This is a genomic window from Citrobacter sp. MGH106 (genome assembly GCF_001037495.1).
Classification (GTDB): domain Bacteria; phylum Pseudomonadota; class Gammaproteobacteria; order Enterobacterales; family Enterobacteriaceae; genus Citrobacter; species Citrobacter murliniae.
In genome coordinates, this window is the sequence record NZ_KQ089822.1 from 3,036,430 (window position 1) to 3,055,269 (window position 18,840).

The 18,840-nt window shown below is 49.7% G+C and carries 16 protein-coding genes; 11 read left to right on the plus strand and 5 right to left on the minus strand.

Annotated elements, in window-relative coordinates; genetic code table 11:
* Positions 1-725: 725 nt before the first annotated feature.
* From glmS to cobO, 10 genes are all read left to right on the plus strand, one after another.
* Complete coding sequence (glmS, locus tag SK36_RS14275) at positions 726-1,175, plus strand: methylaspartate mutase subunit S (protein ID WP_045441112.1); 450 nt, start codon at positions 726-728, stop codon at positions 1,173-1,175.
* A complete protein-coding gene (gene glmL / locus SK36_RS14280) occupies positions 1,175-2,563 on the plus strand; it encodes a methylaspartate mutase accessory protein GlmL (RefSeq protein WP_045441111.1) in 1,389 nt (462 codons plus the stop codon). Before glmS ends, glmL begins: the two co-directional genes overlap by 1 nt.
* Positions 2,564-2,581: 18 nt before the next feature.
* On the plus strand, positions 2,582-4,027 hold the full coding sequence (locus tag SK36_RS14285; protein ID WP_045441110.1) for a methylaspartate mutase subunit E: 1,446 nt from the start codon (positions 2,582-2,584) through the stop codon (positions 4,025-4,027).
* Positions 4,027-5,268 (plus strand): methylaspartate ammonia-lyase, encoded by a 1,242-nt coding sequence (locus SK36_RS14290; RefSeq protein ID WP_045441109.1) that lies wholly within the window; start codon positions 4,027-4,029, stop codon positions 5,266-5,268. Before SK36_RS14285 ends, SK36_RS14290 begins: the two co-directional genes overlap by 1 nt.
* A gap of 3 nt (positions 5,269-5,271) precedes the next feature.
* Positions 5,272-6,642, plus strand: a complete 1,371-nt coding sequence (locus SK36_RS14295) for an acyclic terpene utilization AtuA family protein (protein ID WP_045441108.1) — start codon at positions 5,272-5,274, stop codon at positions 6,640-6,642.
* Positions 6,639-6,956, plus strand: a complete 318-nt coding sequence (locus tag SK36_RS14300; RefSeq protein ID WP_045441107.1) for a DUF4387 domain-containing protein — start codon at positions 6,639-6,641, stop codon at positions 6,954-6,956. The genes SK36_RS14295 and SK36_RS14300 overlap by 4 nt, the downstream gene beginning before the upstream one ends.
* A gap of 169 nt (positions 6,957-7,125) precedes the next feature.
* Entirely contained in the window at positions 7,126-8,430 is a 1,305-nt protein-coding gene (locus tag SK36_RS14305; RefSeq protein WP_045441106.1) for a dicarboxylate/amino acid:cation symporter, read from the plus strand.
* Positions 8,431-8,552: 122 nt separating this feature from the next.
* Positions 8,553-9,554 (plus strand): glutaminase A, encoded by a 1,002-nt coding sequence (gene glsA / locus SK36_RS14310; protein WP_045441105.1) that lies wholly within the window; start codon positions 8,553-8,555, stop codon positions 9,552-9,554.
* 202 nt (positions 9,555-9,756) lie between these two features.
* Entirely contained in the window at positions 9,757-11,409 is a 1,653-nt protein-coding gene (locus tag SK36_RS14315; RefSeq protein ID WP_045441104.1) for a class I fumarate hydratase, read from the plus strand.
* A gap of 9 nt (positions 11,410-11,418) precedes the next feature.
* Positions 11,419-12,021, plus strand: a complete 603-nt coding sequence (cobO, locus tag SK36_RS14320) for a cob(I)yrinic acid a,c-diamide adenosyltransferase (RefSeq protein ID WP_045441103.1) — start codon at positions 11,419-11,421, stop codon at positions 12,019-12,021.
* Between the two features lie 79 nt (positions 12,022-12,100).
* On the opposite strand, the gene SK36_RS14325 is transcribed toward cobO, so the two are convergent.
* The gene (locus SK36_RS14325) at positions 12,101-13,009 is read right to left on the minus strand and encodes a LysR substrate-binding domain-containing protein (protein ID WP_045449505.1); all 909 of its coding nucleotides are present in this window, start codon (positions 13,007-13,009) and stop codon (positions 12,101-12,103) included.
* Between the two features lie 406 nt (positions 13,010-13,415).
* Here SK36_RS14325 and cobA point away from each other — a divergent pair, with 406 nt between their 5' ends.
* Positions 13,416-14,204, plus strand: a complete 789-nt coding sequence (gene cobA, locus SK36_RS14330) for a uroporphyrinogen-III C-methyltransferase (RefSeq protein WP_048221835.1) — start codon at positions 13,416-13,418, stop codon at positions 14,202-14,204.
* Here the strand turns inward: cobA and SK36_RS14335 are convergent.
* From SK36_RS14335 to odhB, 4 genes are all read right to left on the minus strand, one after another.
* The gene (locus SK36_RS14335) at positions 14,183-15,076 is read right to left on the minus strand and encodes a PocR ligand-binding domain-containing protein (protein WP_045441101.1); all 894 of its coding nucleotides are present in this window, start codon (positions 15,074-15,076) and stop codon (positions 14,183-14,185) included. The genes cobA and SK36_RS14335 overlap by 22 nt on opposite strands.
* Positions 15,077-15,457: 381 nt before the next feature.
* Entirely contained in the window at positions 15,458-16,327 is an 870-nt protein-coding gene (gene sucD, locus SK36_RS14340) for a succinate--CoA ligase subunit alpha (RefSeq protein WP_048221836.1), read from the minus strand.
* Positions 16,327-17,493: an ADP-forming succinate--CoA ligase subunit beta gene (gene sucC, locus SK36_RS14345; RefSeq protein WP_045441099.1), complete on the minus strand. Its 1,167-nt coding sequence runs from the start codon at positions 17,491-17,493 to the stop codon at positions 16,327-16,329. The genes sucD and sucC overlap by 1 nt, the downstream gene beginning before the upstream one ends.
* Before the next feature lie 114 nt (positions 17,494-17,607).
* On the minus strand, positions 17,608-18,831 hold the full coding sequence (gene odhB, locus SK36_RS14350) for a 2-oxoglutarate dehydrogenase complex dihydrolipoyllysine-residue succinyltransferase (RefSeq protein ID WP_048221837.1): 1,224 nt from the start codon (positions 18,829-18,831) through the stop codon (positions 17,608-17,610).
* Positions 18,832-18,840: the final 9 nt, after the last annotated feature.

Here is an 18,840-nt window from a genome sequence, read left to right on the forward strand (position 1 = left end):
CAGACGGCAAAATGCGATAGCAGATAAAGAGTAACTATTGTTAGGTAGCTCACAGATTTTTTTTAGCAAGTCGTGGAATTTTAAATTTATACAAATTATTCATTTTAATTTTACTTATAATTAACACCAAAATGTAACTATCTCAGCTGGAAGAGAAACTCACTGCATTCTCAACCTCAATGAAGATACCTCCCCTTCTCAAATGCCATGCTTTCCTGTCCGAATCATCACCGCAAGTTATCACTCCCTCCCCTTTTGCGCATATGGTCCAAAGATTAAATATGTTCTGAACAATCTATTATCATTTTTATCTTAAATTTAACAAATAATATTTTTGACATATAAGATCAATAAATAAAAAACCGTTAGGTTGTTCACAAGTTATTTAGTAAGCATAAGTTTTTAAATTATTTAAAACGACACTTAAAAAAGGCTCGCAACAAAATAAGATTTCGATCACAAACATAGCAAGTCATTTATTAGCGAATTCTCAAACAAATTAAGAAAACCTCAAAAGACAAAACGCAATGCATTGTTTTTAAAGCCATTTATTAAAAATGAAATATAACAATCATTTTATGAAGGTTATTTTGAAAATAGATCAATTGCTTCCTTTTTCGCTTACACAGACACTCCAATCCTATTAAGAGGTTGCCACAATCCATGCTTTAAATATTAAAAAATAATTTTTACTTATTGACCATCAGCCCTACAGAGGATTACCCATGAAGAAATCTACACTTGTTATTGGCGTCATCGGTGCTGACTGCCATGCAGTAGGCAATAAAGTTCTGGATCGCGTTTTTACTGCTCATGATTTTCACGTAATCAACCTTGGGGTGATGGTGAGTCAGGATGAATATATTGATGCTGCGATTGAAACCGGTGCCGACGCCATCGTGGTGTCATCCATCTACGGTCACGGTGATATCGACTGCCTCGGTTTACGTGAGCGCTGCATCGAACGCGGCCTCGGCGACATTCTGCTCTATGTCGGCGGCAACCTGGTCGTAGGTAAGCATGACTTCGCCGAAGTGGAAATGAAGTTTAAAGAGATGGGCTTTAACCGCGTCTTCGCACCAAGTCACGATCTCGAAGATGTCTGTGCGCTTATCACCAATGATATCCATCAACATAATGGCCTCGAACAGCGTTGCCTTGAAGAGGCCATCTGATGCAAACAGTTTCTGTCGATATCGGCTCGACATGGACCAAGGCAGCCCTCTTCGCGCATGAAGGAGAGGAATTAACCCTGGTAAACCATGTCCTGACCCCAACCACCACACATCATCTGGCAGACGGTTTTTTTGCCAGCCTGAATCAGGTGCTGAATGTTGCCGATGCTCGCCCGTTACTGAAAAGTGGTGAAGTGCAGTTGAAATACTCCTCGTCTGCCAAAGGTGGGCTCGCCGTTGCAGCAATGGGGCTGGTGCCTTCCATTACGCTGGAATCGGCGAAAGTTACCGCTCATTCGGCAGGAGCAAAAATCGCGCAATATTATTCATACAAGCTGAACCGCCATGACATTCGGGAGCTGGAGTCATCACCGCCAGACATCCTGTTGTTTACCGGCGGCACGGATGGTGGTGAAGAAAGCTACGGCCTGGCTAATGCGCATGCGCTGGCAGAGTCCACGCTTGACTGCGCCATTATTTACGCCGGAAACCGGGACATTCAGGACGATATACAAACGATTCTGGGGCATAAGGATCTGACCACGGTAGATAACATTCTGCCGGATCTCGATCACCCGAACCCGTTTGCCGCTCGTCAGGCTATCTGTGATGTGTTCTTGTCTCGCATCGTTAAAGGCAAAGGTCTGGACGTCATCGTTGGAGAAACCGGCGAAGAACCCATGCCGACGCCGTGGACAGTGTATGAACTGGTAAAAGCGATTAGCGATTACGACAGTGCATGGAAAGAATTCATGCTGATTGATATGGGCGGCGCCACTACGGACGTCTATTCAGCCAGCGCGAATATCCTCTCTCCCGACACCGTCCTGCATGGTGTTCCTGAACCTTTCGTCAAACGTACCGTTGAAGGCGATTTGGGAATGCGCGTTTCCGCCGTCGTGGTCGGAGAAAGCACGCAGGATATGGTGAAAGTTATCTTTGCCCAGCAGCCACAACGTGAGGAAGCATTTTATCGCTACCTGCGTCATCTGGTTGGGCATCCGGATTACCTGCCACTCAGCGAGGAGGAGAAATATTTCGACACTCTGCTGGCAGGTTTGTGCGTGGGCTATGCCACTGAGCGCCACGCGGGCACTAAAAAGCAGGTTTGTACCTGCGTAGGTAATGTGGATTTACAGATGGGTCGCGATCTCACCACCGTACGCAAAGTTGTCGGTTCAGGTGGATGGCTCTCGCGCGCCAGCCAGTTCGATATTCATAACTGGCTCAAATACCGGGAGCTGGACGACCAGGGTAAAAGAATTTTGTTACCTAATCAGTTTGAGTATTACCGCGATTCAAATGGCCTGCTCCCGCTACTGGCAAACGTCGCCAGGCTGTACCCGCAAGCCGCAGCTCGCACCAGCATTCAGTGTTTAACCCTATAACAATTAAGGCAGCTACGAATGGAACTTCGAAATAAAAAATTGACCCATGACGAATTCATGACCGAAAGGCATCAGGTGCTGCAAACCTGGGAAACCGGCAAAGACGTTGAGAACTTCGAAGATGGCGTGAAATACCAGCAAGCAATTCCAGATAAAAAACGCTTCTCCCTCGCGCTATTGAAGGCCGATCAGGAAGGTAAAACCCTGAGCCAGCCACGTGCAGGTGTTGCATTAATGGATGAGCACATTGAGTTGCTCAAAACCTTGCAGGAAGAGTGCGACCTTCTGCCAAGTACCATCGATGCCTATACCCGTCTGAATCGTTATGAAGAAGCTGCCGTCGGGATCCAGAAATCCATCGAAGCAGGAACCTCCAAGCTTAATGGTTTACCGGTGGTCAATCACGGGGTTGCTGCCTGCCGCCGTATGACTGAATCGTTGGAAAAACCTATCCAGGTTCGCCACGGTACCCCGGATGCACGCTTGCTGGCAGAGATCGCGATGGCCAGTGGCTTTACCAGCTACGAAGGCGGCGGTATCTCCTACAACATCCCTTATGCCAAACGTGTCACCCTGGAAAAATCCATCCGTGACTGGCAGTACTGCGACCGTCTGATGGGGCTGTACGAAGAAAACGGCATTCGTATTAACCGCGAGCCGTTTGGCCCATTGACCGGCACCCTGATCCCGCCGTTTATGTCTCACTCGGTCGCGATTATCGAAGGTCTGCTGGCGCTGGAACAAGGAGTGAAATCCATTACCGTCGGTTACGGCCAGGTGGGTAGCCTGACTCAGGATATCGCGGCGATTCAGGCTCTGCGTGAACTGTCCCACGAATACTTCCAGAATTATGGCTTCGATGATTACGAGTTGAGCACCGTATTCCACCAGTGGATGGGCGGTTTCCCGGAAGATGAAGCAAAAGCGTTCTCCGTTATCGCCTGGGGTGCTGCGGTTGCAGGTATGTCCGGTGCAACTAAAGTCATCACCAAAAGCCCGCATGAAGCGTTCGGTATCCCAACGGCTGCGGCTAATGCCCAAGGACTTAAAGCTTCACGCCAGATGCTCAACATGGTCAGCGACCAGAAATTCCCGCAATGCGCAGCTGTAGAGCAGGAAGTCGATCTGATTAAGAGCGAAGTTCGCGCGGTACTGAAAAGAGTATTCGAGCTGGGTAATGGCGACATTGCACGCGGCACCGTACTGGCTTTTGAAGCCGGTGTGCTGGATGTACCTTTCGCCCCTGCCGCCTGTAACGCCGGCAAAATCCTGCCAGTTCGTGATAACACTGGCGCAATCCGTATTCTCGAAGCCGGTGCGGTTCCGCTGCCGAAAGATATTCTCGCCCTGCACCACGACTACGTCGCAGAGCGCGCACATTTTGAAGGTCGTAAACCTTCTTTCCAGATGGTCATTGATGACATCAACGCCGTATCCCACAGTAAATTAATAGGAAGACCATAATGAAAATTAAACAGGCCCTTTTCACCGCTGGCTACTCCTCATTTTATTTTGACGATCAGCAAGCTATTAAAGACGGAGCTGGTCACGATGGGTTTATCTATACCGGCTCTCCGGTGACGCCTGGGTTTACCTCTGTTCGTCAGGCGGGTGAATGCGTTTCAGTGCAGTTGATTCTGGAAAACGGCGCGGTGGCCGTTGGTGATTGCGCGGCCGTACAGTACTCCGGTGCAGGCGGTCGTGACCCACTGTTCCTGGCTGAGAACTTCATTCCTTTCCTGAACGATCACATCAAACCGCTGCTGGAAGGTCGTGACGTAGATTCGTTCTTACCGAACGCCCGTTTCTTTGACCAACTGCGTATTGACGGTCATCTGTTGCATACCGCTGTACGTTACGGTTTGTCTCAGGCGTTGCTTGATGCCGCAGCACTGGCCACAGGACGCCTGAAAACAGAAGTTGTTTGCGATGAATGGCAGTTGCCATGTGTACCGGAAGCAATTCCATTATTTGGTCAAAGCGGTGATGACCGTTATATCGCCGTCGACAAAATGATCCTCAAAGGCGTGGACGTACTGCCGCATGCGCTGATCAACAACGTAGAAGAGAAGCTGGGCTTTAAAGGCGAAAAACTGCGTGAGTATGTGCGTTGGTTGTCTAACCGCATCTTAAGCCTGCGTACCAGCGATCGTTATCACCCAACGCTGCATATTGATGTGTACGGCACTATCGGTCTGATTTTTGATATGGACCCGGTTCGTTGCGCCGAATACATCGCCAGCCTGGAGGCAGAAGCACAAGGTCTGCCGCTGTACATTGAAGGTCCGGTTGATGCTGGTAACAAGCCGGATCAAATCCGCATGCTGACCGCAATCACCAAAGAACTGACCCGTCTGGGATCCGGCGTAAAAATCGTTGCTGATGAATGGTGTAACACCTATCAGGATATCGTGGACTTCACTGATGCTGGCAGCTGCCACATGGTGCAGATCAAAACTCCGGATCTCGGTGGCATTCATAACATTGTTGATGCCGTGCTCTACTGTAACAAACACGCAATGGAAGCCTACCAGGGCGGAACCTGTAACGAAACCGAGATCAGTGCTCGCACCTGCGTACATGTCGCGCTGGCTGCGCGTCCAATGCGCATGCTGATCAAACCGGGTATGGGCTTCGATGAAGGTCTCAACATCGTGTTTAACGAAATGAACCGCACCATCGCGTTGTTGCAGACTAAGGATTAAGAAATGGCTCGCACATTTAAGATCTTATCGCCTACAGCTATTCTGGGTTATGGCTTCCCGGAAGAGAGTTTTCGTAAAGCCATGGAAGAATCGCCGGATCTTATTGCTGTTGACGCAGGCTCCTCCGATCCTGGCCCCCACTACCTGGGGGCAGGTAAGCCTTTCACTGACAGGGCCGGTGTGAAACGCGATCTGCGCTATATGATCGTGGCAGGCGTTAAGAATAACATCCCGGTCGTGATCGGTACCGCCGGTGGTTCCGGCGCAGCTCCGCACCTGGAGTGGTGTCGCCAGATAATCCATGAGATCGCCCAGGAAGAAAAACTGTCTTTCTCCATGGCGTTGATCCCGTCCGATGTCGACAAAGAAGTCGTTCATCAGGCCCTGGATAACGGCAAAATCACCGCACTGGATTTTGTACCTGAACTGACTCACGAAGCTATCGAAGATAGCACCTACATCGTTGCACAGATGGGCGTTGAGCCTTTCCAGCGCGCACTGAAAGCCGGTGCACAGGTTGTACTGGGCGGACGAGCCTACGATCCGGCATGCTTCGCTGCACTGCCGATTATGCAAGGCTTTGATGAAGGTCTGGCGCTTCATTGCGGTAAGATCCTTGAGTGTGCTGCCATCGCCGCCACCCCAGGTTCTGGTTCGGATTGTGCGATGGGAATCATCGACGACAACGGCTTTACGCTGAAAGCGTTCAATCCGAAGCGTAAGTTCACTGAAACTTCTGCTGCGGCGCACACCCTGTATGAGAAGTCAGATCCGTACTTCCTGCCGGGACCGGGCGGCGTGTTGAACCTGAAAGCGTGTACCTTTACAGCGGTTAATGAAGGTGAAGTGTACGTCAGCGGTTCGCGTCATGAAGAGACACCGTATGCGCTGAAACTGGAAGGTGCGCGTCAGGTTGGTTTCCGCTGCCTGACCATCGCCGGAACGCGCGATCCGATTATGATTGCCGGTATCGACACCATTCTTGAAGAGGTACAGGCCAGCGTGGCACGTAACCTTTCACTGAATGACGACAGTATCCGCATGACGTTCCACCTGTATGGTAAGAACGGCGTGATGGGCAATCATGAGCCGATGAAAACTGCCGGTCATGAGCTGGGGATTTTACTGGACGTGGTCGCGCCAACCCAAGATATCGCCAACAGTGTTTGCTCACTGGTGCGTTCTACGTTGCTGCACTACGGCTATGAAAATCGTATTGCGACTGCGGGCAACCTCGCCTTCCCGTTCTCACCATCTGACATTCAGAGTGGGCCTGTGTATGAGTTCTCAATCTATCACCTGATTGAAGCAAGCGATGCACTGCGTTTTGATTTCCACATTGAACAGGTGACGCCAGAAGGAGTTCAGGCATGAAACAGTCTATTTGCTCACTGGCGCAAGTAATTCGCTCCAAAAACGCCGGACCGTATGAACTGGTATTAGATATTTTATTTAAAACCAGGGAAGACTATCAGCGAGTAAAAGCCTCGGAGCAATTAACACCGCAACTTATTGCTGGGTTATATAATGTCAAACCTGACTTTATTCATAATATTGTGTGGTTCGACCCAGCGAATGCAGTAAAAATCGTCATGCCGCGCGATATTATTTCCGGCAATGTCGGTGACAATGATGTTTATGGTGCGCAACAACACGCTCCATTATTAAGTATTGAGTTCGATCTGTAACAAAAAAACACAATAACAGCCATTGGAGCACAGAATTCAGCTGTATCACAGTGCTTCGAATTATTCATGCGGTTGGTCACAACAGGCGTGCATCTGAGCTGCTGTCCAGGCTCAGGTGCTCGCCACCCTACACAATTTCAATTACCAGCCTTTATCCGATGGAGTAAACATGAAGAAAATTAGTTTAACGAAGATGATCATATTAGGCCTGTTACTCGGCATGGTTGCCGGGGTGCTCATCAATAATATGGCCGCAGCTGAAACAGCTAAATCATATGCTCAAGATATTTCCATTTTCACCACTATATTTTTACGTATGGTGAAAATGATTATCGCTCCATTAGTTATATCAACTCTGGTTGTCGGCATTGCCAAAATGGGTGATGCAAAAACGCTGGGACGTATATTCTCCAAAACCTTTTTCCTGTTTATTTGCGCCTCACTGCTGTCAATCGCATTGGGTCTGGTTATTGTTAATATCTTCCAGCCGGGCGCAGGCATCAACTTTGTTCCGCATGATGTCGGCGCTGTCGCCGCCGTTAAGTCAGAGCCGTTTACGCTGAAGGTATTTATTTCGCACGCAGTACCGACCAGTATCGTTGATGCGATGGCGCGTAACGAAATCCTGCAGATCGTCGTGTTCTCGATTTTCCTGGGTTGCAGCCTGGCTGCGATTGGCGAAAAAGCCGAGCCTATCGTTAAGGTTCTCGACTCACTGGTCCACGTCATGCTGAAGCTGACTGGCTACGTAATGCTGTTCGCACCTCTGACCGTTTTTGCCGCTATTTCAGGTCTGATTGCCGAACGTGGTCTGGGTGTGATGGTTAGCGCCGGGATCTTCATGGGTGAGTTCTACCTGACGCTGGGTATGTTGTGGGCAATTCTGATTGGCCTGTCGACTATGATCGTCGGTCCTTGCATCAGCCGTCTTACTAAAGCCATCCTCGAACCTGCTCTGCTGGCCTTTACCACTTCCAGTTCTGAAGCAGCCTTCCCGGGCACGCTGGATAAACTGGAAAAGTTCGGCGTTTCTTCAAAAATCGCCAGCTTTGTTCTGCCTATCGGTTACTCCTTTAACCTGGTCGGTTCCATGGCCTACTGCTCATTTGCCACCGTATTTATTGCCCAGGCGTGCAATATCGAGCTGAGCATGGGCGAACAAATCACCATGTTGCTAATCCTGATGCTGACCTCTAAAGGGATGGCGGGTGTGCCTCGTGCCTCTATGGTGGTTATTGCCGCAACCCTGAACCAGTTCAACATTCCGGAAGCCGGTCTGATCCTGCTGATGGGCGTCGATCCATTCCTCGATATGGGTCGTTCAGCCACTAACGTAATGAGTAACGCAATGGGTGCTGCCATTGTGGGTCGCTGGGAAGGCGAACACTTCGGCCAGGGTTGTCGCGGCACTGCGCCAGTAAAAACCCCGGAACAGGAACGCCCGGTTACCGAAACGGAAGTTGCTTTGTCTTAATACCACAGTGAAACCGGATAGCGGCCGCGCTATCCGGTTTTCGAGACGGTTAATAACCCGTAAGCCGGAAGGTGGTAAGCCGCCCTCCGGCACCATGATGAGCACACCAACAGGAATGCACCATGAATAAAACTCTTCTCGGCGTGGGTATTTTTTCCTTCAGCGTATTATTTAGCGCAACCACATTCGCGCAAACCACGCCGGACTACGCCAGACTTATCGAACAGGCGCATCAGAAATACAAAAGTAACAATGACGGAAAAGTCGCCGACTATATCCCTGCCCTCGCGACCTACAGTCCCAACAATTTTGCTATCACCATCGCAACGGTTGACGGAAAAATCTTCCAGGTTGGCGATGTTAAAAAAGCATTCCCGATGGAATCACTGAGTAAAGTTTTCACCATGGCGCTCGCCATGGAACAGCACGGCCCTCAGGTTGTTCTGGATAAACTCGGTGCCAATGCCACCGGCATGCCATTCAATTCAGGCTTAGCCGTCGAACTGACCAAAGGCGCGCCGGAAAACCCACTGGTTAACGCAGGCGCGATGAGCACCGTTAGCCTGATTGAAGCCAAAGATAAAACCGACCGCTGGAACAAAATCCTCGACAACCTGAACGCGTGGGCAGATGCAAGTCTCACTGTTAACGAACCTGTTTTCAAATCCGAAATGGAGACCAACCAGCACAACCAGGCACTGGCCAAACTGATGGAATCCTATAACAGCTTTTATGGCAACACGGATGAAGCCGTCGAAATTTATACCCGTCAGTGTTCCGTGGATATCACCGTTGAGCAACTGGCCAAAATGGGTGCCGTACTCGCCAACAAAGGTAAATCTCCGTTTAACGGCAAGCAGTTACTGAATGAAAGTTATGTACCTCAGGTGCTGGCGGAAATGGCGATTGCCGGGCTGTACGACGGCAGTGGTAAGTGGCTGTACACCGTCGGCGTCCCGGCAAAGAGCGGTGTCGGCGGCGGAATGGTTGCGGTCGTCCCAGGTGAATATGCGATTGCCGTCTATTCCCCACCGCTGGATGAAGCGGGCAACAGCGTTCGCGCCCAGAAAACCATCGAATATGTCGCCGACGCGACAAAAGCCAATGTCTTTTTAGCGCATTAAGCCAACGTCAGATAACGCTTATCTGGTATTGAAATCAGGCTCGAAATTTATACACAAAATAATTCAAGCTGCATCAAAGCGGCAACTACGTGAACCCCGGGAACTTACATAAGTAAATGACTGGGGTGAACGCAGACAGCCAACAAAGAGGCAGCGTGAAGGATGACGTGTATCGGCAAAACACGAAAAGGTGAGAAGTACTATGTCTAAACCATTTGTCTGGCAGGAACTCTTTGTTCAGAGTAAAGATAATACAGAATACGAATTACTCAGTAACCAACACGTTACGGTAACAGAGTTAGACGGAGAGGAAGTGATCAAGGTTGCGCCCGAGGCGTTAACCCTGTTGGCACAGCAGGCATTTTATGAAGCTTCATTTTTCCTGCGCGCCGGACATTTGAAACAGATCGCCAGTATTCTGCACGATCCACAGGCCAGCAGTAATGATAAATACGTCGCACTCCAGCTACTGCGCAATGCAGAGGTTTCGGCTAAAGGCGTATTGCCTAACTGCCAGGATACAGGGACCGCAACCATTGTGGCAAGCAAAGGGCAGAATGTCTGGACCGGGTGTGATGATGCCGAAGCATTAAGCCATGGCGTATATGCCACATTCACGGAAAACAACCTGCGCTATTCGCAAAACGCACCGCTGGATATGTATTCCGAGGTCAATACTCAGACTAACCTGCCCGCCCAAATCGACATTAGCGCCACCCCGGGTAATGAATACCGGTTCCTGTTCGTCAACAAAGGTGGTGGCTCAGCTAACAAAGCAGCGCTGTACCAGGAAACCAAATCAATTTTACAGCCGGAAAAACTCACTGCCTTCCTGATTGATAAAATGAAATCACTGGGAACAGCCGCCTGCCCGCCATATCACATTGCATTTGTCGTTGGCGGTCTGTCTGCCGATCAGGCGCTGAAAGTCGCAAAACTGGCATCAACTAAATATTACGATAACCTGCCCACCAGCGGGAACGAACTGGGTCAGGCGTTCCGCGATACGGCACTGGAAGCCACTCTTCTCAATGCCAGCCGTGAGTTTGGCATCGGGGCACAATTTGGCGGCAAATACTTTGCGCACGATATTCGTGTTATTCGCCTGCCACGCCACGGCGGCTCCTGCCCTATCGCTATGGCACTCTCCTGCTCTGCTGACCGCAATATTAAAGCCAAGATTAATAAACAGGGTATCTGGCTGGAAAAACTCGAACATAATCCGGGCAAATTCATTCCCGATTCTCACCGCGTAGAAAATGGTGCTCAGACCGTACAGCTCAATCTGGACCGCCCGTTGCGCGATATTCTGCATGATCTGTCCACACTGCCGATTGGAACCCGACTATCGCTAAGTGGCCCGATTGTCGTCGCCCGTGATATCGCCCACGCCAAAATCAAAGAACGTCTGGATAACGGCGAACCGATGCCGGAGTACATGAAAAACCATATCGTTTATTACGCTGGCCCGGCAAAAACTCCAAATAATCAGGCTTGTGGCTCAATGGGTCCCACCACCGGCGGGCGCATGGATGGGTACGTCGATGCTTTCCAGGCAGCGGGTGGCAGTCTGATCATGTTGTCAAAGGGCAACCGCAGCAAGCAGGTAACCGATGCCTGCCACACGCATGGCGGATTTAACCTTGGCAGCATAGGAGGCGCAGCAGCCTTACTGGCACAGCAGTACGTGAAAAGCCTGCGCTGCCTTGAGTATCCGGAACTCGGCATGGAAGCGGTCTGGATGATGGAAGTCGAAAACATGCCGGCCTTTGTGCTGGTGGATGACAAGGGCAATAACTTCTTCAGTCAGTTTGAACAGCAACATCGCTGCTCAACCTGTCCGGCAGGGAAATAAGGAGCAACAATGGAAGCGCGAGTCAACAATGACAGACACCGCCAGCGCCAGCAGAAACTGAAAGAACAGGTTGATACCCGCGTGGCGGCGGCAACGGAGAAGAAAGGAATTCTGATAGTCTTCACCGGCAACGGTAAAGGTAAATCCACCGCAGCCTTTGGGACGGCAACGCGCGCGGTAGGTCACGGAAAAACCGTTGGCATCGCGCAGTTTATTAAAGGCCAGTGGGATAATGGCGAGTACAACACGTTACAGCCGCTCGGTGTTGAATTTCATATCATGGGTACCGGTTTTACCTGGGAAACCCAGAACAGGGAAGCCGACATCGAGGCGGCAACAGCGGTCTGGCAGGAAAGTAAGCGCATGCTAGCCGATGCACATTACGACCTGGTGGTGCTGGATGAACTCACCTATATGCTGGCTTATCACTATCTGGATACGCAGGAGGTTATCAGCGCTATCGAGAATCGCCCTGCAGAACAGAGCGTGATCGTCACAGGACGTGGATGCCACACGCAATTACTGGAACTTGCCGATACGGTGAGTGAAATTCGCCCGGTTAAGCACGCGTTTGATAGTGGTATTCAGGCACAGGTCGGGATCGACTGGTAACGAGACTTTTGCCGGATAACATGTTCGCTTATCCGGCCTACCATTTCATCAGATAGCAGACCGGCGTTATCATCCGGTATCAGCAGCCCACTTTAGAGACCACGGATTTATTCAATAACCAGTTGCGGAAAATCTGTAAATGCAGGGATTCCGATTTTTCTTCACGCCACGTCATAATGAAACGGTTCCCGGTACGCATAGGAACGTCGCAGGGAATGACCATATCACCACTGTCCAGATCGTGCTGAATAGCAAAACGGGGTAACAGAGCCACGCCCAAATTAGAACGCACGGCGGCGATCAGCATCGACAATAAATCAAAACGCGGACCTTTATTCACCAGTGGGCTACTGACATTGGACAGCGCAAACCACTCCTGCCAGCCTTTGATACGCGTGCTTTGGTGCAACAGGGTAAACTCATTTAGCAGATCATCGACAGCCAGTTTCTGATTGGATTCAGAGAGCAGACATCTGCTGCATACCGGCAAAATTTCCTCTTCAAAAAGATACTCAACCTCTGACCATGGCGAGTAAAAATCTTCCCGCATGATCGCGGCATCATACTCACGATTGAGAAAATCACCGATATTCGCCAAAGAATGGATATTAACGATAATATCAGGGTTAAGTTTGTTGAATTCGCGCAGGTTGGGGATCAACCAATGTGTACTGAAGGTAGGATTAACCGCCAGTTCGATAACCTGCACGGTCGGTTGCCAGGTCATTATTGTTGTCGTATCACGTTCAAGTTTGTTTAGCGTTTCCTTAACAATACTTAAATAATGTTTCCCAGCCGCATTTAAAAAAATGCGCTTTTTGGCATGATTAAATAACGATGTATTGAGAAAATCTTCCAGAGCATTAACCTGGCGGAAAACTGCGCTTTGTGTCAGAGCAAGCTCTTCTGCCGCCCGGGTATAACTTTCATGACGCGCAACCACTTCAAAAGTTACCAGCAACTCCGTCTTGGGTATTTTTCCTCTCATAACCTCTTCCATATGCAGCGTACAAAAATAGTTTAATTTATAAAAAATAATTCGATTCACCCAGATGAGCATCGAGAGTTATATTTTATTTTGTCCATTGATGTCATTGATCCAATCCATGATTTACTCACACTGGCGGCGGATAAATATTAACCAATAATACTCAAGCACAGCAATAAACACAATTTAAATAAGGTTAAATCCAGGCAAATAGTGCCAATAAGTTCTTAATAATTTTTCATGTTATCTTGTTTATTGCAGAAAAAACTTTGCGAGTTTAATCAATATTGTCCCTGCGATAATTTAGGACAATTTAGCGTTATAACTTATGGGCAAACGACTGCTTTTAATCATTCCGCAATGTAGTTTCTGCCATTTTTTTGTTAGCCGTGATAAAGGACACAATGTGAAAACTTTCGGAAAGGTCTGGCTCGTCGGAGCAGGTCCCGGTGATATTTCATTACTCACCCTCAAAGCGATGATGTGCATTAAACAAGCTGATGTCATTATTTACGATCGTCTGGTCAATCCTAAAATTCTGGAATGGGCATCCGCTGAGTGTAAACTTGTCAATGTCGGAAAAACCCCTGGCTTTCATTGTGTGCCACAAGATGAAATCAACTTACTGCTTATTCAGTACGCTGAAACGCATGACAACATCGTGCGTTTAAAAGGCGGTGATCCTTACGTTTTTGGTCGTGGAGCTGAGGAAGTTGAGGGACTCGTAGAGATCGGGATTCCATTTGAAGTCGTGCCCGGTATCAGTTCCACCATTGGCGGCCTTGCATGCGCCGGTATTCCGGTCACTCATCGCGATTTCGCATCCGGGTTTCACGTAGTGACAGGCCATACACGAGAAGGCAACCAGCAGCAGGACTGGCGTCAGTTGGCCAGACTCAACGGTACGCTGGTTATCGTGATGGGTATCGCCAACCTGGCATTTATCTGCGAGGAACTGTTGATGGGCGGAAAATCGGCAGACACGCCCGCCGCCGTTATCATGTCTGCCACGCGGGAAAATCAGCGCCGCCTGACCTGTACGCTCGGTGCATTATTGAATAAAGCACAGGAAGCAAACGTTGTGCCACCTGCGCTTATCGTCATTGGTGATGTCGTCACCCTCAGCGATCGACTCTCTTTTATTCCCGAAGCCATCACGCTGCCGGAAAACCTTTACTGCGAGAGTCTGGCGTGACGAAAAGACTGAGGTGACGTTTGATGCGCTGCCCGGAATACGCGGCAAAAATAACTGGTTTGTGCGTAGTGAAGTTTCCGGGCAATGCTGTCTATCGAATGAACAGGGTCGTGCAATAACTCCCCCGCCTTTTGCATTTTTTTCTGATTCACCCAGGTTTTAAAATTAACACCCTGACGTTTCTTAAAAAAACGACTGAAATAATTCGCACTTAAACAAACGTGCGCTGCCACAGTCTCCAGAGATAATTCACCATATAAATTATCATCAATATAGCGAAGTGCCGCTGATAGTTTTCTCTCGTGACGAGAAAGCTCCGTATAATATGGGCGAATAGTATTAATTTGCGATCCGAAGGAAGCATCAACCTGTTGTTCCTGATGTTCAAAGTTATCAACAATAAACCTCAGTAAATTTGCCGATGCCACCAGTGTGTTATTATCCACTACAGTAACCCGTTCCCACTCAGCTTTTATCCGAGGTTCATTCATCCATTGTGGTTTGTCATCAATCACAATTGTTTTATATTCCTGATGTTTTGCCCGTACCTGACCACAAATAATAAAGCCGTACAGATTGCCCTCATGGATTAACGGCATTGAGAATAGGCTTAATCCTGCATAACAGCAGAGTATTCTGGGTTTAACCTGCTTTAACCCCTCAAAAGCACAATACTTATCACACTTTTGACAACTCGGGCGATACAGTTCATTGGTACGCATTAATGAACAAAATGAATTGAAGCCATGACAATCAGATATTGCCTTACCTGTAACATCAACGACTACCGTTGCTAATCCGGTCGCACCAGAGAAGATCTCAGCTATAGAGAAAAAACTCTGCAAGTAGTCATCCTGAATTTTCAGCGGCACGCCTTCCTCCGGTATTCATGATATTTAAGCCGGTAATATGCAGAATTTAGCCTAAAGAAAGAATGATGCTTACCGCAAAAAATAATCTTATTTATGAAGATGATTATGATCAAATTGCAAGATGAATAATGTGTCGTCTTAACCACAATAGTGCGGTGAGTACGACTGCGTCACTGGCCATCTTTTAATTTATTATATTCTGCCTTCAGAGAACGGGTGACGGGTTACAGATATTCGGCAGGAACAAAAAACGAAAAAGACATAAAAAAGGCCATCATCAGATGGCCAACCATGTCGAAAACGGACCAGCCCTGCGTCCTTCGCACAACGCATACAGCCGGTTGCACGAAGGGGTCGGGCTTTATTACTACTTTTTGAGAATTACTTAATCACAGTTTTCAGCGCTTCACCGATATCGGCCAGGCTGCGCACGGTTTTCACCCCCGCGGCTTCCAGTGCGGCAAATTTCTCATCAGCCGTACCTTTACCACCAGAGATAATCGCACCCGCGTGCCCCATACGTTTGCCTTTCGGCGCGGTCACGCCCGCGATGTAGCCAACAACTGGCTTGGTCACATGATCTTTAATGTACGCCGCCGCTTCTTCTTCCGCGCTACCGCCGATCTCACCGATCATCACGATCGCTTCAGTCTGTGGATCTTCCTGGAACAGTTTCAGGATGTCGATAAAGTTTGAGCCAGGGATCGGGTCACCACCGATACCTACGCAGGTAGACTGGCCGAAACCATAGTCAGTCGTCTGCTTAACCGCTTCATAGGTCAACGTACCAGAACGAGAAACGATACCCACTTTACCCGGCTTGTGAATGTGACCCGGCATGATGCCGATTTTGCATTCGCCTGGGGTGATAACGCCAGGACAGTTCGGCCCAATCATGCGCACGCCCGCTTCATCAAGCGCCACTTTCACGGTCAGCATATCCAGCGTCGGGATGCCTTCAGTGATGGTGATAATCAGTTTAATACCTGCGTTGATGGCTTCCAGAATGGAGTCTTTGCAGAACGGAGCCGGTACATAAATAACAGACGCAGTCGCGCCGGTGGCTTCAACCGCTTCACGCACGGTGTTAAACACTGGCAGGCCCAGGTGAGTTGTACCGCCTTTACCCGGCGTTACACCACCAACCATTTGCGTACCGTAAGCAATCGCTTGTTCAGAGTGGAATGTCCCCTGGCTACCGGTGAAGCCCTGGCAGATAACCTTGGTATCTTTATTAATTAAAACTGACATTATTTCCCCTCCACTGCGGCAACAACCTGCTGAGCTGCATCCGTCAGACTTTTCGCTGCAATAATATTCAGGCCGCTGTCAGCCAGTTTTTTCGCGCCGAGTTCGGCGTTGTTACCTTCCAGACGCACAACCACCGGAACGTTAACACCAACTTCCGCTACCGCGCCGATGATACCGTCGGCGATCAGGTCGCAACGCACGATGCCACCAAAGATGTTAACCAGTACGGCTTTAACATTGTCGTCAGAGAGGATAATTTTGAACGCTTCGGTGACACGCTCTTTAGTCGCACCGCCGCCAACGTCGAGGAAGTTAGCTGGTTCGCCACCGTGCAGCTTAACAATGTCCATGGTGCCCATTGCCAGGCCAGCGCCGTTAACCATACAACCAATGTTACCGTCCAGCGCGACGTAGTTCAGTTCCCACTGTGCAGCCTGAGCTTCACGCGGATCTTCCTGAGACTGATCGCGCATTTCACGCAGATCCGGCTGGCGGAATAGTGCGTTGCCGTCAGCGCCTAGTTTACCGTCGAGGCAGATCAGATCGCCCTGTTTGGTCACCACCAGCGGGTTGATTTCGATCAGCGCCAGGTCGCGCTCAAGGAAAATGGTCGCCAGACCCATGAAGATCTTGGTGAATTGCTGAACCTGCTTACCTTCCAGACCCAGTTTGAACGCCAGGTCACGGCCCTGATACGGCATTGGACCCGTCAGCGGATCGAGCGCCACTTTATGGATCAGGTGCGGGGTTTCTTCCGCCACTTTTTCGATTTCCACGCCGCCTTCGGTAGAGGCCATAAAGACCACGCGACGGGAGCTGCGATCAACTACTGCACCGAGGTAAAGTTCTTTACCAATGTCGGTCGCAGCTTCAACCAGAATCTGATTTACCGGTTGACCGTTGGCATCTGTCTGGTAGGTCACCAGACGTTTGCCCAGCCAGTGTTCAGCAAAAGCGCGAATGTCTTCTTTGCTGTTAACAACCTTCACACCGCCCGCTTTACCACGGCCACCAGCGTGAACCTGACATTTCACTACCCACGGGCCTGCGCCGATTTTTGATGCGGCTTCTTCGGCTTCACGCGGAGTAGTACAGGCATAACCCACCGGTGCCGGTAAGCCATAGCGGGCAAAAAGTTGTTTTGCCTGATATTCATGTAAGTTCATGTGTTCTGTCCATCCTTCAGGTAATCGTTATCTTTAAACCTGTAGGCCGTTGCGTTTTTCATGCCGGATGGCGCAACGCTTATCGGCCTACAGGGCAGGTGATACTCTCAGGTACTACACGTCCAGCAGCAGACGCGTTGGATCTTCCAGCAACTCTTTAATGGTCACCAGGAAGCCTACTGACTCACGACCATCGATCAAACGGTGGTCATAAGACAGCGCCAGATACATCATCGGCAGGATTTCAACCTTGCCGTCTACAGCCATCGGACGATCTTTGATGGCATGCATACCCAGGATGGCGCTCTGCGGCGGGTTAATGATTGGCGTGGACATCAGGGAACCGAACACACCACCGTTAGTGATGGTGAAGTTACCCCCCGTCAGATCTTCAACCGTCAACTTGCCGTCGCGACCTTTTACTGCCAGCTCTTTAATGTTTTTCTCGATGTCAGCCATACCCAGCAGATCCACATCTCGCAGAACCGGAGTTACCAGGCCGCGCGGCGTAGATACCGCCATGCTCACATCAAAGTAGTTGTGGTACACCACGTCACCGCCATCGATAGAAGCGTTCACTTCCGGATAGCGTTTCAGCGCTTCAACAACCGCTTTAACATAGAAGGACATAAAGCCCAGACGGATACCGTGACGTTTTTCGAACGCGTCGCCGTACTGCTTACGCAGATCCATAATCGGCTTCATGTTGACTTCGTTGAACGTCGTCAGCATTGCTGTCGAATTTTTCGCTTCCAGCAGACGCTCAGCTACGCGCTTACGCAGACGGGTCATCGGTACGCGTTTTTCACCGCGAGCACCCAGCGCAGGCTGTGCTGCAGGCGCCGCTGCCGGGGCTTTCGCTTCCGCTTTTGCTGCCGGAGCTTTAGCCAGATGTTTTTCAACATCTTCACGCGTGATACGACCACCGACACCGGTACCATTGATGGCACTGGCTTCGAGATTATGCTCACCCAGCAGGCGACGGATCGCCGGGCTCAGGGCATCGTTATTCTGCTCGGCAAGAGACGCCTGTTGACGCTGTGCCGGGGTAGAATCTTTCTCTTCAGATTTAGCACTGGTCTCTTTACCACTGCTATTGCCTTCACGCAGGCGACCAAGGATCTGGCGAGAAGTGACAGTGGTCCCTTCATCTTCCAGAACTGCATCAAGAATACCGTCCGCTGATGCCGGTACTTCCAGTACCACTTTGTCAGTTTCGATTTCTACCAGTACTTCGTCACGACGTACTGCATCGCCCGGTTTTTTGTGCCAGGTTGCAACCGTTGCATCTGCTACGGATTCAGGCAGGTCGGGAACAAGAATATCTACGCTACTCATTATTTATCC

Excerpts from the sequence above, each read along its gene's own strand:
- glmS (WP_045441112.1), top strand. The coding sequence starts at position 726 with ATGAAGAAATCTACACTTGTTATTGGCGTCATCGGTGCTGACTGCCAT.
- glmL (WP_045441111.1), top strand. The coding sequence starts at position 1,175 with ATGCAAACAGTTTCTGTCGATATCGGCTCGACATGGACCAAGGCAGCC.
- SK36_RS14285 (WP_045441110.1), top strand. The coding sequence starts at position 2,582 with ATGGAACTTCGAAATAAAAAATTGACCCATGACGAATTCATGACCGAA.
- SK36_RS14290 (WP_045441109.1), top strand. The coding sequence starts at position 4,027 with ATGAAAATTAAACAGGCCCTTTTCACCGCTGGCTACTCCTCATTTTAT.
- SK36_RS14295 (WP_045441108.1), top strand. The coding sequence starts at position 5,272 with ATGGCTCGCACATTTAAGATCTTATCGCCTACAGCTATTCTGGGTTAT.
- SK36_RS14300 (WP_045441107.1), top strand. The coding sequence starts at position 6,639 with ATGAAACAGTCTATTTGCTCACTGGCGCAAGTAATTCGCTCCAAAAAC.
- SK36_RS14305 (WP_045441106.1), top strand. The coding sequence starts at position 7,126 with ATGAAGAAAATTAGTTTAACGAAGATGATCATATTAGGCCTGTTACTC.
- glsA (WP_045441105.1), top strand. The coding sequence starts at position 8,553 with ATGAATAAAACTCTTCTCGGCGTGGGTATTTTTTCCTTCAGCGTATTA.
- SK36_RS14315 (WP_045441104.1), top strand. The coding sequence starts at position 9,757 with ATGTCTAAACCATTTGTCTGGCAGGAACTCTTTGTTCAGAGTAAAGAT.
- cobO (WP_045441103.1), top strand. The coding sequence starts at position 11,419 with ATGGAAGCGCGAGTCAACAATGACAGACACCGCCAGCGCCAGCAGAAA.
- SK36_RS14325 (WP_045449505.1), bottom strand. The coding sequence starts at position 13,009 with ATGAGAGGAAAAATACCCAAGACGGAGTTGCTGGTAACTTTTGAAGTG.
- sucD (WP_048221836.1), bottom strand. The coding sequence starts at position 16,327 with ATGTCAGTTTTAATTAATAAAGATACCAAGGTTATCTGCCAGGGCTTC.
- sucC (WP_045441099.1), bottom strand. The coding sequence starts at position 17,493 with ATGAACTTACATGAATATCAGGCAAAACAACTTTTTGCCCGCTATGGC.
- odhB (WP_048221837.1), bottom strand. The coding sequence starts at position 18,831 with ATGAGTAGCGTAGATATTCTTGTTCCCGACCTGCCTGAATCCGTAGCA.